The organism is Bacillus sp. PK3-067, from assembly GCF_056738645.1.
The window spans coordinates 230,723-245,000 of record NZ_CP096490.1; the positions used below are offsets into that span (position 1 = coordinate 230,723).

Genomic DNA, 14,278 nt, shown 5'->3' on the forward strand with positions numbered 1-14,278 from the left:
TGAATAGGTGACATACACAAAAAAGGGGATTTCTACATATTTTAGGTACATAACTAGATTAGATTGCCATTTTATTTTGTGTAGCTATATAGAAAATGAAATGAAAAACCAATAAGTGATGTTATTTAATTATTTATGGAAGTTACATTTTATTTCAAATAGGAACTACCTATTTTTATAAAAAGTGCTAAAATAGAAAAATGAAAACAATTGGTTAGGGTGATTTCATTGACGAAAATTAAATTAGGTTTATTATATGGTGGAAAATCAGCTGAGCATCAAGTTTCGCTACAGACGGCTCTTGCTGCTATTAAAGCGTTAAATCAAGATAAATTCGAGATTCATCCAATTTATATTACAGAACAAGGTCAATGGGTACGTGGTGAGCGTATTGAAGGCGAAGTAACAGATGTTGAAGCTTTAAAAATGAGCGGTGCAGAAAATGCGATTTCTCCGTTATCATTAAGTACAGAAATTATCCCATCTGCAGCTTCTGAGGAGAACGCTATTGACGTTATTTTCCCATTACTACATGGACCAAACGGTGAAGATGGAACGGTTCAAGGACTATTAGAATTAATGAATATCCCTTATGTAGGAAATGGTGTTCTAGCATCATCTGCTGGTATGGATAAAGTTGTTATGAAAAACATCTTTGCAGAGGCTGGTTTAAAACAAGCAAAATATGCATCCTTCATTCGTAGTGCATGGGAAAAAAATCGTGAGGAAGCTTATTCTAAAGTAGAAGATAAGTTAGGATATCCTTGCTTCGTAAAACCAGCGAACCTTGGTTCAAGTGTTGGTATTAATAAGTGTAAAAATCGTGAAGAACTTGAGGATGCATTTGTAGAGGCATTCCAATTTGATCGCAAAATTATTGTAGAAGAAAATATTGTAGGTCGTGAAGTAGAAGTTGGGGTACTAGGTAATGATGAGCCGAAATGTTCAGTTGTAGGTGAAATCGTTCCGAAAAAGGACTTCTATGATTATAAGTCGAAATATATCGATGGTGATACGGCGCTAATTATTCCAGCTGAAATGACAGAAGAAGAATCTAATGTAATTAAGCGTGATGCGATTATTGCATTCCAATCATTAGACGGTGCAGGTTTAACGCGAGCTGATTTCTTCTTAACGAAAGATGGAGAAGTGTATATTAACGAAGTAAACACAATGCCAGGATTTACACCGTTCAGTATGTTCCCTCTATTATGGCAACATACTGGGTTACCATATCCAGAATTAATCGAAGAGCTAATTCGTTTAGCGATTGAACGTCACGAAGAAAAACAAAAAATTAAATATACAATCTAACAAAAAAGGAGGAAGCACTATTCATAGGAATAGTGCTTCCTCTATGTAAGGAGCGTTTATATATGATAAAGCGAATGTTAAAGCAAGTGGAACAGATGGTAAATGGTACTGAATTAGCAGAGCAATATGAGGGAATTACTATTCAAGGCGTGTCTATTGATACGAGAAAAATTGAAAAAGGAAACTTGTATGTTCCGATTCAAGGGGAGCGCTTCGATGGACATGCTTTTGTAGATAAAGCTGTTGAAAATGGAGCTGTGGCTACATTATGGATGAAAGATGTAGCGAATCCACCTGAGAATCTCCCGGTTATTTTTGTAGAAGACACGCTATCGGCATTGCAAATGTTAGCGAAAAACTATCGCGATCAATTGGATGTTAAAGTTGTAGGTGTAACGGGTAGTAACGGTAAAACATCTACGAAAGATATTGTAACAAGTCTTCTTGCGACTAAATTCAAAGTGCAAAAAACAGAAGGGAACTTCAATAACCATATCGGATTACCTCTTACCATTTTAAACTTAGAAGAAAATACAGAAGTAGCAGTATTAGAGATGGGTATGTCAAGCCGAGGCGAAATTGAATTCTTATCTAAGTTAGCTCGTCCTAATGCAGCTATCATTACAAATATTGGTGAGGCACATTTAATGGATTTAGGATCTCGTGAGGCAATTGCTGAAGCGAAATTAGAAATTGTTACAGGATTACAAGAAGGTGGCGTGTTCGTATATAACGGAGATGAGCCTTTATTAACGAATCGTGTTCCTGGAATGAATTTAGCAGCAGAAACGGTTACGTTTGGTGATGCAAGAGCAAACGATTATTATCCAACGACTGTAACATTACAAGCAACTGGGACACATTTCAAAATGAATAGAGATGAAAATATTTCATTCTACTTACCGGTGTTAGGAAAACATAATGTGTATAATACACTTGCTTCAATGGCAATTGCGAAACATTTTGGTGTAACGTGGGAAGAGATGAAAGAAGGTTTAGTAACACTTCAAATGACGGGCATGCGTATGGAAATTGTGAAAACAAATAGTGGTTTAACAATTATCAACGATGCTTATAATGCAAGCCCGACGGCTATGGAAGCAGCATTCCATTTAATGAATGGTTTAGATGGTTTTGCTAAAAAAATCGTTGTGCTCGGTGATATGTTAGAACTTGGAGATCAAGAAGTACAGTTCCATTATGAGGTAGGAAAATTAATCGATCCAGCAAAAATCTCACATGTATTCACATACGGTAGATTAGGGGCTCAAATTGCTGAAGGAGCAAAAATTAATTTCCCTAATGAACGTGTAAAGGCGTATGATAATAAAGAAGAGTTAGTAAAAGATTTACAAGCAGTAGTCGATGTGAAAGATGTTGTATTAATAAAAGCATCTCGCGGTATGAAATTAGAAGAAGTAATTACGATGTTGAAATAATTGGTGTATATAAATAGGGATGATAGTTACGAAAATAGAAGAAACTTATAATAAGCGCTTACAGTAAATATAAAAAAATAAAAGTGAAGAAAAAAACTCTGAATATGAAAATAAGGTAACAGTTGGGTTTGCTTTTTACACATACAAAACTTATAATTGATAAAGTGTAATAACGTTTAGAAGTATTTTCGTGAAGAATATACGCCCGTTTATATACGTGAGCATTCAGGAAAAGGGCTTTTCCGCAAATTCGGAAAACGCCTTTTTTTAAATGATAAGTATAGGATAGAAAAGGAGAAGTAACATTGACAACATTTCGAGAATTAGGATTAAGTGATTCTTTACTGCAATCTGTTGAAAGTATGGGCTTTGAAGAGGCTACACCAATTCAAGCTGAAACAATTCCACATGCATTGCAAGGTAAAGATATTATTGGGCAAGCGCAAACAGGTACAGGGAAAACAGCAGCATTCGGATTACCACTATTAGATAAAGTGGATACACATAAAGAATCGGTTCAAGGTATTGTTATCGCGCCAACGCGTGAATTAGCAATTCAAGTTGGAGAAGAATTATACAAAATTGGTAAGCATAAACGCGTTCGTATTTTACCGATTTATGGTGGTCAAGATATTAACCGCCAAATTCGTGCTCTAAAAAAACACCCACACATTATTGTTGGTACGCCGGGTCGTATTTTAGATCATATTAACCGTAAAACACTTCGTCTGCAAAACGTAGAGACAGTTGTTCTTGACGAAGCGGATGAAATGTTAAACATGGGCTTCATTGAAGACATTGAAGCAATTTTAACAGATGTGCCAGAAACACATCAAACATTACTATTCTCAGCGACAATGCCGGATCCAATCCGCCGTATTGCTGAGCGTTTCATGACTGAGCCTCAACACATTAAAGTAAAAGCAAAAGAAGTAACAATGCCAAACATTCAGCAGTTCTATTTAGAAGTGCAAGAAAAGAAAAAGTTTGACGTGTTAACACGCTTATTAGATATTCAATCTCCAGAGCTTGCAATCGTATTTGGTCGTACAAAGCGTCGTGTTGATGAATTATCAGAAGCATTAAACTTACGTGGTTATGCTGCAGAAGGTATTCACGGTGATTTAACTCAGGCGAAACGTATGTCTGTATTACGTAAATTTAAAGAAGGTTCTATTGAAGTTCTTGTTGCAACAGACGTTGCTGCGCGTGGTCTTGATATTTCAGGCGTAACGCACGTATATAACTTCGATATTCCACAAGATCCAGAATCATACGTTCACCGTATCGGTCGTACTGGTCGTGCAGGTAAAAAAGGTATTGCAATGCTATTTGTAACACCACGTGAATCAGGACAATTAAAAAATATCGAGCGTACAACAAAACGTAAAATGGACCGTATGGATGCACCGACACTTGACGAGGCATTAGAAGGTCAACAACGTTTAATCGCTGAAAAGCTTCAAAGCACAATTGAAAATGAAAACTTAGCATACTACAAGCGTATTGCAGAAGAAATGTTAGAAGAAAATGACTCTGTAACAGTAGTAGCTGCTGCTTTAAAAATGATGACTAAAGAGCCGGATACAACTCCGATCGCTTTAACATCAGAACCACCTGTTGTTTCAAGAGGCGGCGGTTCTAAAAAACGCGGCGGTAACGGAGGCGGATACCGTGATGGTAACCGTAATCGTAGTCGTGATGGACGCGGCGGTGGCGATGGACGTAATCGTGACCGTAACCGTGATGGACGTAATCGTGACGGAAACCGTGATCGTAATCGTGATGGTGGTAGTCGTGGTCGTAGAGGTGAAGGCCAAGGTCGCCCTGGTTCTTCAAATGGACGCGGCGAAAGAAAACATCATAGCCGTCCACAAGCTTAATAAAAAAAAGAGAATGCCCTTTGCGGGCATTCTCTTTTTTTTATTTCTATAATTGTGCATACTACATAATAGTTATGATAGAAAAGGGGCTGTTATATGCTTGTAAGGCTTGGTTACGTTGCGATGAGTGTACATTTGAAGAATGCATCTCCATCTCAAACGATGACGTATGCACAGTTTCAGAAATTAGATGATCGTGATGCTGCAATTCGTAAGCTTGAAAGAATTGCTAATTCCAATTTAGAAAATTGTTTACGTTTATTAAAGCATAATAAAGGGCATGACATATCTTTCTTTCGGCTCAGTTCAAAGCTCATTCCTTTAGCGAATCATGAGGAATTGCTAGAGTGGAACTATATTCGTCCGTTAAAAGAAAATTTAAAAAAACTAGGTGAATATGCAGTTCATATGAATATGAGAATTGATTTCCATCCAGATCATTTTGTTGTACTAAATTCACCTGAGGAGAGTGTTTTTAAACAATCTGTAAAAACATTGCAGATGCACAAAAAATTATTAAAAGGCATGGGGATTGAACATAAGCAACGATGTGTACTGCATGTTGGAGGAGGATATAAAGATAAAGAACTTGCATTAGAGCGCTTTATAGAGAATTGGTCGAATGTCCCAAGGGGTATTCAAGAAATGATTATATTAGAAAATGATGATACAACCTTTACGTTAGAGGAAACATTATATTTAGGAGAAAAATTAGATATTCCCGTCGTATTTGACTTGCATCACCATATGATGAATAATGAGCAAGAAGATTGGTATGAAGATTGGGCACGTGTTGTTCATACGTGGGAAACGTCTTTGTTGCCGATTAAAATGCATATCTCTAGCCCTAGAGAGGGAAAAGATCCAAGAGCTCATGCAGATTATATTAATGTAGACGCATTTTTATCTTTTTTAAGAAGGATAAAGGGAAGTGTTCCGCAAATTGATTGTATGATTGAGGCGAAGATGAAGGATGAGTCTTTATTTCAATTAATGAGAGATTTAAGTGAACAAGTAGATGTAGAAATTATCGATGGTGCAAGCTTTTATATTAAATAAGCTTTGCACCATCGTTTTTTTTTGTTAAAAAAGGGGTTAAAATGCCACCGGTTATTAAACCTGTTAAATGACTGATCGGATTGGCAGAAGGGTTAAAGAAAGTAAATAGTAGTAATAGAAGTATCATAATTGAGAAAATGGCAATTTCTTTTGGTTTTGAAGAGCGGTATCGATTGTACAATAAAAATAACTGTGCACCTAATAGTCCGAAAATACCACCTGATGCACCTGCGTGAATATATTCAAGCGGCATAATAATATAAGAAGAAATATTTCCAGAAATTCCAGAGAGAAAAAATAGAATAAAAAAAGAAAAGTGTCCGAGTTGCTTTTCGATAGAAGAACCAAGAGCAAACAAAAAAATACTATTAGAAAGAAAATGTTGTAAGTCTACGTGTACGAGAAGAGAAGTTATGACACGCCACCATTCTCCTTTCGCGATATATTCATTAGAGGCTGCCAGTGGTAAGAGAAAAAAGTCGCCTAATATCATCATGACTAAATGAATAAGCAGTAAGGTAAGAATAGTCGGTTGTAAAGAAATATGAGTGGATCTTATTAGCATACGGTTACTATCACCCCTTTTGCATCAGAAAGATTCTCTGTTATTCTTATCAATATGAAAGAAGAAAGTTAAATAGAAGAAGGGGATTTTGAAATGATTATAGGGATTGGTATCGATATTATTGAATTAAATCGTATTGAAAAAATGCTAGATGGAAAGCTTAAATTTATGGAACGTATTTTAACGGAAAATGAACGTAATGTTGCTATGGAGCTGAAAGGAAGTCGCCTTACAGAGTTTGTAGCTGGAAGGTTTGCAGCGAAAGAGGCGTATTCAAAAGCTGTAGGTACTGGTATCGGAAAAGAAGTGAGTTTTTTAGATATTGAAGTGAAAAATGATGAAAGAGGTAAGCCAATTCTGATTACAAGTACAGAGTATATTGTTCATTTATCAATTAGTCATAGTAAGGAATTTGCTGTTGCTCAAGTTGTTTTAGAAAGCTTGTCACGCTAGTCTGCATATTTTATATCTTTGTCTCATATATTTGAGGTAGCGATAAGGAAGGTACATCTTCCATTCATTTATAGGGGCAAAGGGGCTGAATTGATGAAAAGGCGTCTGTTTTTAGTTCTTGTCGGTTTGTTGACCGTTTTTGTGTTGGCGGGTTGTATGGAAAAGAAGCAAGATGATGTCGTGAGAGATTTAGAATCAAAAGTAAAAGGGATGAAAAGTTATCAAGCTGAGGCAAAATTATCTATTAAAACAGGCAATGAGCCTCAAGAGTATAACGTAGAGATTTGGCATAAGGAACCGTCTTTTTATCGTGTGAATTTAAAAAATGCAAAAAAAGATCAGAGCCAAATTATTTTGAGAAATGAAGAAGGTGTATTTGTATTAACGCCAGCACTTAATAAGAGCTTCCGTTTTCAAAGTGATTGGCCGCAAAATAGTAGCCAGGCTTATTTATATGAATCACTTGTAAGAGATATTTTGCAGGACAAGAAAAACCTTACTTTTGAGAAAACAGATAAGTATTATATTTTTAAAACAAAAACAAACTATCAACATCAAAATATGTTGCCGAGACAAGAGATTACATTGAATAAGAGCGACTTGACTCCAGTTTCAGTGAAGTTAATGGATAATGATCAAAATGTTCTTGTGAAAGTAGATTTCTCTAAAGTGAAATTCGATGCGAAATTTGATAAAGGTGCATTTGATACGAAACAAAATATGTCTAGAGCGCAGGTAGATGTTCAAACAACAGCGAAAGAAGACAAACCGTTTGCTATTTTGTATCCACTTGATACACCACAAGGTATGACTCTGCAAGATGAAAAAGAGTTGAAGACAGACAGTGGCAAGCGTGCGATACTCACATACACTGGAAATAAGAAATCCTTTACTTTAATACAAGAAAAGGCAAAAGTTGCAGAGGCATCATCAGCGGTAAGTGTAAGTGGAGAACCAGTTGATCTTGGATTTACGATTGGTGCATTAACGAAAGACTCTGTAACGTGGTCGCATAACGGAGTAGAATATATGCTCGTGTCTAAAGGTTTAGAGCCGAAGGAGCTGTTAATGGTTGCTCGTTCAGTTACAGCGAAGCAGGTGAAGTAAACTTCTTAGACGTGGTGATATATGTGCACCACGTCTTTTCTTAGTTTGAAGGTGGATTTCATAAAAGAAGCATATAAAAGAATAAGCTTCGCATATCGTGTATAAGGAAGTGTATTTATGGAAGAAGCACCATTTTACCGTGACACTTGGGTGGAAGTGGATTTAGATGCCATTTATAACAACGTTACACATATTAAAGAGTTCATCCCAAGTAATGTAGAGATTTTTGCTGTAGTTAAAGCAAACGCATATGGGCACGATTATGTACCGGTGGCTAAAACGGCATTAGAAGCAGGTGCAACAAGGTTAGCTGTTGCTTTTTTAGATGAAGCTTTAGTGCTTCGGAGGGCTGGTATTACTGAGCCGATTTTAGTGTTAGGTCCCTCGCCGCCGCGTGATGTAAATGTAGCTGCTGAAAATGATGTAGCGCTAACTGTTTTTCAAAAAGAATGGGTGGACGAAGCAATTAAACTTTGGGATGGTTCATCTGTAATGAAATTCCATATTAACTTTGATAGTGGTATGGGGAGAATTGGAATACGTGAAAGAAAAGAGCTAAAAGAATTTTTAAAGAGTTTAGAGGGTGCACCGTTTTTAGAGTTAGAAGGAGTATACACGCATTTTGCAACGGCAGATGAGGTTGAGACTTCGTATTTTGATAAGCAATATAACACGTTCTTAGAGCAGTTAAGTTGGTTGAAAGAATTCGGAGTGGATCCTAAGTTTGTTCATACAGCTAATAGTGCTGCGACGTTACGTTTTCAAGGGATTACATTTAATGCAGTGCGAATTGGGATTGCAATGTATGGATTATCTCCTTCTGTAGAAATACGTCCTTTTTTACCATTTGAATTAGAACCGGCGCTATCACTTCATACGAAAGTCGCTCATATTAAACAGGTAATTAAAGGTGATGGAATTAGTTATAACGTCACCTACCGAACGAAAACTGAAGAATGGATTGCGACTGTAGCGATTGGCTATGCAGATGGGTGGCTTAGGAGGTTACAAGGATTTGAAGTGCTTATAAATGGTAAAAGGGTACCGATTGTAGGGCGAGTAACAATGGATCAGTTCATGATCCATCTTCCTTGTGAAGTGCCACTTGGTACGAAAGTTACGCTTATTGGAAGGCAAGGAGATGAGTATATTAGCGCTACAGAGGTTGCGGAATACTCAGGGACTATTAATTATGAAATTATTGCAACGATTAGTTTCCGTGTGCCAAGAATATTTATACGGAATGGTAAGGTTGTAGAGATAATTAATTACTTGAACAATATATAGAAGGTAGTATGATTGCTTCTTGTCATTGGAGTGACTGTTCATTGCTGGATAATAAGCTCTTTTTGATGAGAAGCTTTTTACTTATAATCATTTTTTATATAAGTTGCACGTAAGTTTTGAAGAGGAGTTCTATTGTTTTTAGTTAGTTATGAGATAAAAAATTTAAGAAGATGAATGTTTTGTTTGTGAATTGGAAAACATAAGCAAGGAATAAGGAAGTCTTTGCAACAGGCTCCATACAATGGTATTATTACAATAGGTGTCATATATATATTTGGGTGTGTAGTTGACGGTGGAGGTGTATTTTTGTGTCCGAATCAAGTGTAACTACTGAAATCGTGGTTCGGTTGCCAAAGCAAATGGTAACGGAATTGGACGGAATTGGAAAACAAGAGAATAAGAATCGCCATGAACTAATTTGCCAGGCAACACAATTGTTATTGCGTCAACATAAGACGAAGAAACGCTACCAACATGAATCAATGCGACGTGGGTACATTGAAATGGGAAAAATTAATCTTGGTATTGCATCTGAAGCTTTCTTAGCAGAGTATGAAGCAGCTCATACAGTAGAACGCTTAGTTAGCGGGGGGTAATATTTTGATTGTAAAACGCGGCGACGTGTATTTTGCAGACCTTTCCCCAGTTGTTGGTTCTGAGCAAGGAGGCGTTCGTCCGGTTCTTGTCATTCAAAATGACATCGGAAATCGTTTTAGTCCAACGGTGATTGTAGCGGCTATTACTGCACAGATTCAAAAAGCGAAATTACCCACTCATGTGGAAATTGATGCGAAAAAGTACGGTTTTGAGAGAGATTCTGTTATTTTACTTGAGCAGATTCGAACAATCGATAAGCAGCGCTTAACGGACAAAATCACTCACTTAGATGAAGTGATGATGATTCGTGTAGATGAAGCGCTACAAATTAGTTTAGGACTAATAGATTTTTAAATCGGCAGTTTAAGTTGCTCTCTTTGAAGGGCAACTTTTTTTATTATAGAGGAGGTTACGGTTGTATATGGAAATGGTAGATAATCGACAAGCGTTAATGAAAATGTTAGTGAAAGAATTAGGCTTTACCGAAAAGCAAGTTCGTCATGTTATTCAATTAACAGAAGAAGGTAACACAGTTCCATTTATTGCTCGTTACCGAAAAGAATGGACAGGCTCTTTAGATGAGGTGCAAATTCGTACGATTTTAGAGAGATGGCAATATATGATGCAACTTGAAGATAGGAAGGAAGAAGTTCTTCGTCTTATTGATGAGAAGGGGAAACTGACAGAAGAGCTACGACAGCAAATTGTTAAAGCTACAAAGTTGCAAGAAGTAGAAGATCTATATCGTCCATATAAAGAGAAAAGAAGAACAAAAGCGACAGTTGCTAAAGAAAAAGGATTAGAACCATTAGCTGAATGGTTATTGTTATATAAGAAAGAAGATCCGGCTAAAAAGGCAGTGGAATTTATTAATGTAGAGAAAGAAGTGCAATCTGCAGAAGAAGCTTTACAAGGTGCACAAGACATTATTGCAGAAATGGTTTCAGATGAAGCTGCGTATCGTAGTTGGATTCGAAATGTTACTTTTAGAAAAGGTGTTATGTCTTCTTCCGTGAAAGATGAAGAAAAAGATGAAAAGAATATATATGAAATGTATTACAGTTATGAAGAACCATTGCAAAAAGTAGTACCACATCGTGTATTAGCAATGAATCGTGGCGAGAAAGAAGATATATTGAGAGTTGCTGTTGTTCCACCAGTAGATGAGATAGTAACCTTCTTAAATAAGAAAGTAATTCGTGATAACGATTCGAAAAGTGCACATTATGTACAATTAGCGATTGAAGATGGTTATAAACGATTAATTCAATCTTCAATCGAAAGAGAGATTCGTAAAGAATTAACAGAAACAGCTGAAGAACAAGCAATACATATTTTCTCTGAGAACTTACGTAACTTATTATTACAACCTCCGATGAAAGGGAAAGTCGTGCTAGCGGTAGATCCGGCATATAGAACTGGTTGTAAATTGTCTGTAGTAGATGATACGGGGAAAGTACTACATATCGATGTTATTTATCCGCATCCACCTGTTCGTAAATATGATGATGCAAAAACGAAAGTTCTTTCTATTATAGATAAATATCAAGTTGAAATGATTGCAATTGGTAATGGGACAGCATCTAGAGAAACAGAAGAGTTTATAGTAGATGTATTACAAAGTGTGAACCGAGATGTCTTTTATATTATTGTAAATGAAGCGGGTGCTAGTGTATATTCAGCTTCTGATTTAGCCCGTGAGGAATTCCCAAATTTACAAGTTGAAGAGAGAAGTGCCGTTTCTATTGGGAGACGTCTGCAAGATCCACTTGCTGAACTTGTGAAAATTGATCCTAAATCAGTTGGGGTTGGACAATACCAACATGATGTATCTCAAAAGAGACTGAATGAGTCATTAACATTTGTAGTAGAAACAGCTGTTAACCAAGTTGGGGTTAATGTAAATACGGCTTCGGTTGCATTGTTACAATATGTTTCAGGTTTATCGAAAACTGTTGCGAAAAATATTGTAGCAAAGAGAGAAGAAGACGGGAAATTCACGAAGCGCACGGAATTAAAGAAAATCCCACGTTTAGGTGCAAAGACTTATGAACAATGTATAGGTTTCTTACGTATACTAGAAGGAGCGAATCCATTAGATCGAACAGGTATTCATCCAGAGCAATATAAAAATGTTGAATTGTTATTGAAGAGTCTAGGGTTATCGATAGATGACGTAGGACAACCGCAATTACAAAAGAGATTGGAAGAAGTAGAGATTTCTAAGTTATCTCAAGAAACAGGAGTTGGGGAGCCGACGTTAGTTGATATTATAGATGCGCTTATTAGTCCTGAACGAGATATGAGGGATGAGTTGCCTAAACCACTTTTGAAAAAAGGGATTTTGAAATTAGAAGATTTAAAACGTGGTATGGAACTAGAAGGAACAGTTCGTAACGTTGTTGATTTTGGTGCTTTTGTTGATGTTGGTGTAAAGCAAGATGGTTTAGTACATATTTCTAAACTTAGCAAACAGTTTGTAAAGCATCCGTTAGATGTTGTATCAGTAGGGCAAATTGTAAAAGTATGGGTAGATGATATTGATACAAAAAAAGGACGCGTTGCACTATCTATGTTGCCGATTGAATAGTAAGAGAAGAGAGCAGATGAAACTGCTCTTTTTTTATGAAATAAAAAGTGTAATGGATTATGAGCTTTGATGTATTTTGCTATAATAAAACCAGCATTCATTTAATAACTTAATTTGATACCGGTTTTTTTCGAAATATGCACGTTGCATTTGTTTTTTTAGCCACGTAGGCATAGGAATCCCTCCTTGTTTAATCCTGCTCTCAAAAATCTAAAATGCTATTGATGAGAGGTTGGTGAGTGGATTTCTATTCATGTTTTGTTTTTAGAAACCACGCTTCTTACATGAGGATGGGTATATGTACTATTTAATATATGTATAAGAAGGGAGAAAAGTGTAAAAATATTTTTTTGTTTAGGAGGAATGAGATTGGATGAGCAAGAAATTCAGCGACTAGTGGAAGAAGTGTCACTACAATACTTTGAGATGCCGTTCTTACATAAAGCGGTGTTTAATAATAGATTACGTACAACTGGTGGGCGTTATTTATTGAAGAGTCATAATATCGAACTGAATTATCGATATTACGAATTGTATGGTGAAGAAGAGTTAGTCGGGATTATTAAACATGAGCTTTGTCATTATCACTTACATATTGCAGGAAGAGGGTATAAGCACGGGGACAGGGATTTTCGTGAGTTGTTAAAGAAAGTTGATGCACCACGTTTTTGTAAACGAATGATTAATGAAGAGAAGGAAAAAAAGATTTATAAGTATGAATGTATGGAGTGTTCACTTCAATATGTAAGAAGGCGTCAAATAAATATAAAAAGATATGTCTGTGGAAAGTGTAAAGGGAAACTCAAACCGATATCGAAAACATCTTGACAGTAAAAACGCAATCCAGTATATTATAAACATGTCACGTTTGAACAAGATGTTGTTAAAAACTTCTTGACTTACAGAGAGAATTTTTATAAGATACAAATTGTCTTCATTATTCCGCAGTAGCTCAGTGGTAGAGCTATCGGCTGTTAACCGATCGGTCGTAGGTTCGAGTCCTACCTGCGGAGCCATACAGAGAAGTACCCAAGTGGCTCAAGGGGCTCCCCTGCTAAGGGAGTAGATCGCTAACGCGGTGCGAGGGTTCGAATCCCTTCTTCTCTGCCATACATATTGGCCCGTTGGTCAAGTGGTTAAGACACCGCCCTTTCACGGCGGTAACACGGGTTCGAATCCCGTACGGGTCACCACTTCGGAGGATTAGCTCAGCTGGGAGAGCACCTGCCTTACAAGCAGGGGGTCGGCGGTTCGATCCCGTCATCCTCCACCATATAATTTTATATGAATAGTATTGTCGCGGGGTGGAGCAGCACGGTAGCTCGTCGGGCTCATAACCCGAAGGTCGCAGGTTCAAATCCTGTCCCCGCAACCAAATGGTCCCGTGGTGTAGTGGTTAACATGCCTGCCTGTCACGCAGGAGATCGCCGGTTCGACCCCGGTCGGGACCGCCATTTTAACTTCTGCTATATAGCAGTTGTTTTTTATTGGACATTATGTTACAATAACATTTGTCTTTGAAAAGAAGATAATTATTTCGATGGGCTATAGCCAAGCGGTAAGGCAACGGACTTTGACTCCGTCATGCGCTGGTTCGAATCCAGCTAGCCCAGCCATTTACGAGCCATTAGCTCAGTTGGTAGAGCATCTGACTTTTAATCAGAGGGTCGAAGGTTCGAGTCCTTCATGGCTCACTTTTGTTTTTTCCGCGCGGTCGTGGCGGAACGGCAGACGCGCTAGGTTGAGGGCCTAGTGGGGGAAACCCCGTGGAGGTTCAAGTCCTCTCGGCCGCATCAAAAAAATCTTAAAAAAGTGCTTGCATTTGAAAATGTAGTATGATAAGATAATTGAGTCGCCAAATTACAACGACGAAAAAACATCATGAATAAGCGCCCGTAGCTCAATTGGATAGAGCGTTTGACTACGGATCAAGAGGTTAGGGGTTCGACTCCTCTCGGGCGCGCCAATTACGGGAAGTGGCTCA

The 14,278-nt window shown here is 37.4% G+C and carries 13 protein-coding genes and 11 tRNA genes (1 of these 24 only partly in view); 22 read left to right on the forward strand and 2 right to left on the reverse strand.

What is annotated here, in order from left to right:
- The first annotated feature begins 228 nt into the window (after window positions 1-228).
- The 4 genes from M1D73_RS01325 to uvsE all read left to right on the forward strand — a co-directional run bounded on the left by M1D73_RS01325 (window position 229) and on the right by uvsE (window position 5,695).
- Window positions 229-1,314, forward strand: a complete 1,086-nt coding sequence (locus M1D73_RS01325) for a D-alanine--D-alanine ligase (RefSeq protein ID WP_000161427.1) — start codon at window positions 229-231, stop codon at window positions 1,312-1,314.
- Between the two features lie 62 nt (window positions 1,315-1,376).
- Window positions 1,377-2,753: a UDP-N-acetylmuramoyl-tripeptide--D-alanyl-D-alanine ligase gene (gene murF / locus M1D73_RS01330; RefSeq protein WP_000595957.1), complete on the forward strand. Its 1,377-nt coding sequence runs from the start codon at window positions 1,377-1,379 to the stop codon at window positions 2,751-2,753.
- A gap of 305 nt (window positions 2,754-3,058) precedes the next feature.
- Entirely contained in the window at window positions 3,059-4,636 is a 1,578-nt protein-coding gene (gene cshA / locus M1D73_RS01335) for a degradosome RNA helicase CshA (RefSeq protein ID WP_000206591.1), read from the forward strand.
- 96 nt (window positions 4,637-4,732) lie between these two features.
- On the forward strand, window positions 4,733-5,695 hold the full coding sequence (uvsE, locus tag M1D73_RS01340) for a UV DNA damage repair endonuclease UvsE (RefSeq protein WP_000961166.1): 963 nt from the start codon (window positions 4,733-4,735) through the stop codon (window positions 5,693-5,695).
- On the opposite strand, the gene M1D73_RS01345 is transcribed toward uvsE, so the two are convergent.
- The gene (locus tag M1D73_RS01345; RefSeq protein WP_000908523.1) at window positions 5,688-6,260 is read right to left on the reverse strand and encodes a rhomboid family intramembrane serine protease; all 573 of its coding nucleotides are present in this window, start codon (window positions 6,258-6,260) and stop codon (window positions 5,688-5,690) included. The two genes, uvsE and M1D73_RS01345, sit on opposite strands and share 8 nt — an antisense overlap.
- Before the next feature lie 93 nt (window positions 6,261-6,353).
- On the opposite strand from M1D73_RS01345, the gene acpS reads away from it, so the two are divergent.
- From acpS to M1D73_RS01375, 6 genes are all read left to right on the forward strand, one after another.
- Complete coding sequence (gene acpS / locus M1D73_RS01350) at window positions 6,354-6,713, forward strand: holo-ACP synthase (RefSeq protein ID WP_000583416.1); 360 nt, start codon at window positions 6,354-6,356, stop codon at window positions 6,711-6,713.
- A 156-nt stretch (window positions 6,714-6,869) separates the two neighbouring features.
- Window positions 6,870-7,820, forward strand: a complete 951-nt coding sequence (locus M1D73_RS01355; protein ID WP_002004297.1) for a LolA family protein — start codon at window positions 6,870-6,872, stop codon at window positions 7,818-7,820.
- Window positions 7,821-7,937: 117 nt separating this feature from the next.
- Window positions 7,938-9,107 carry an alanine racemase gene (gene alr / locus M1D73_RS01360; protein ID WP_000390615.1) on the forward strand — a complete coding sequence of 390 codons (1,170 nt, stop codon included), beginning with the start codon at window positions 7,938-7,940 and terminating at the stop codon, window positions 9,105-9,107.
- Between the two features lie 308 nt (window positions 9,108-9,415).
- On the forward strand, window positions 9,416-9,703 hold the full coding sequence (locus M1D73_RS01365) for an antitoxin EndoAI (protein ID WP_000004570.1): 288 nt from the start codon (window positions 9,416-9,418) through the stop codon (window positions 9,701-9,703).
- A 4-nt stretch (window positions 9,704-9,707) separates the two neighbouring features.
- The gene (ndoA, locus tag M1D73_RS01370; protein ID WP_000635963.1) at window positions 9,708-10,058 is read left to right on the forward strand and encodes a type II toxin-antitoxin system endoribonuclease NdoA; all 351 of its coding nucleotides are present in this window, start codon (window positions 9,708-9,710) and stop codon (window positions 10,056-10,058) included.
- Window positions 10,059-10,125: 67 nt separating this feature from the next.
- Window positions 10,126-12,294 carry a Tex family protein gene (locus tag M1D73_RS01375; protein WP_000426242.1) on the forward strand — a complete coding sequence of 723 codons (2,169 nt, stop codon included), beginning with the start codon at window positions 10,126-10,128 and terminating at the stop codon, window positions 12,292-12,294.
- 57 nt (window positions 12,295-12,351) lie between these two features.
- On the opposite strand, the gene cmpA is transcribed toward M1D73_RS01375, so the two are convergent.
- A complete protein-coding gene (cmpA, locus tag M1D73_RS01380; RefSeq protein WP_001143642.1) occupies window positions 12,352-12,468 on the reverse strand; it encodes a cortex morphogenetic protein CmpA in 117 nt (38 codons plus the stop codon).
- A gap of 195 nt (window positions 12,469-12,663) precedes the next feature.
- Between cmpA and M1D73_RS01385 the strand changes: the two genes are divergently transcribed.
- The 12 genes from M1D73_RS01385 to M1D73_RS01440 form a co-directional block, all read left to right on the forward strand.
- Window positions 12,664-13,122 (forward strand): SprT family protein, encoded by a 459-nt coding sequence (locus tag M1D73_RS01385; RefSeq protein ID WP_000344231.1) that lies wholly within the window; start codon window positions 12,664-12,666, stop codon window positions 13,120-13,122.
- A gap of 113 nt (window positions 13,123-13,235) precedes the next feature.
- Window positions 13,236-13,310: transfer RNA gene (locus M1D73_RS01390), tRNA-Asn, on the forward strand.
- A 3-nt stretch (window positions 13,311-13,313) separates the two neighbouring features.
- Window positions 13,314-13,404 (forward strand) — tRNA-Ser (locus M1D73_RS01395).
- 8 nt (window positions 13,405-13,412) lie between these two features.
- Window positions 13,413-13,487: transfer RNA gene (locus M1D73_RS01400), tRNA-Glu, on the forward strand.
- Window positions 13,488-13,491: 4 nt separating this feature from the next.
- A tRNA-Val gene (locus tag M1D73_RS01405) sits at window positions 13,492-13,567 on the forward strand.
- A 25-nt stretch (window positions 13,568-13,592) separates the two neighbouring features.
- Window positions 13,593-13,669 (forward strand) — tRNA-Met (locus M1D73_RS01410).
- A gap of 3 nt (window positions 13,670-13,672) precedes the next feature.
- Window positions 13,673-13,748: transfer RNA gene (locus M1D73_RS01415), tRNA-Asp, on the forward strand.
- Between the two features lie 87 nt (window positions 13,749-13,835).
- A tRNA-Gln gene (locus M1D73_RS01420) sits at window positions 13,836-13,910 on the forward strand.
- A gap of 5 nt (window positions 13,911-13,915) precedes the next feature.
- Window positions 13,916-13,988: transfer RNA gene (locus M1D73_RS01425), tRNA-Lys, on the forward strand.
- Between the two features lie 16 nt (window positions 13,989-14,004).
- Window positions 14,005-14,087, forward strand: a tRNA-Leu gene (locus M1D73_RS01430).
- Window positions 14,088-14,183: 96 nt separating this feature from the next.
- Window positions 14,184-14,260: transfer RNA gene (locus M1D73_RS01435), tRNA-Arg, on the forward strand.
- A 4-nt stretch (window positions 14,261-14,264) separates the two neighbouring features.
- Window positions 14,265-14,278, forward strand: a tRNA-Pro gene (locus M1D73_RS01440) (it continues 63 nt past the right edge of the window).

Excerpts from the sequence above, each read along its gene's own strand:
- murF (WP_000595957.1), top strand. The coding sequence starts at position 1,377 with ATGATAAAGCGAATGTTAAAGCAAGTGGAACAGATGGTAAATGGTACT.
- uvsE (WP_000961166.1), top strand. The coding sequence starts at position 4,733 with ATGCTTGTAAGGCTTGGTTACGTTGCGATGAGTGTACATTTGAAGAAT.
- M1D73_RS01345 (WP_000908523.1), bottom strand. The coding sequence starts at position 6,260 with ATGCTAATAAGATCCACTCATATTTCTTTACAACCGACTATTCTTACC.
- acpS (WP_000583416.1), top strand. The coding sequence starts at position 6,354 with ATGATTATAGGGATTGGTATCGATATTATTGAATTAAATCGTATTGAA.
- M1D73_RS01355 (WP_002004297.1), top strand. The coding sequence starts at position 6,870 with ATGGAAAAGAAGCAAGATGATGTCGTGAGAGATTTAGAATCAAAAGTA.
- alr (WP_000390615.1), top strand. The coding sequence starts at position 7,938 with ATGGAAGAAGCACCATTTTACCGTGACACTTGGGTGGAAGTGGATTTA.
- M1D73_RS01375 (WP_000426242.1), top strand. The coding sequence starts at position 10,126 with ATGGAAATGGTAGATAATCGACAAGCGTTAATGAAAATGTTAGTGAAA.
- cmpA (WP_001143642.1), bottom strand. The coding sequence starts at position 12,468 with ATGCCTACGTGGCTAAAAAAACAAATGCAACGTGCATATTTCGAAAAA.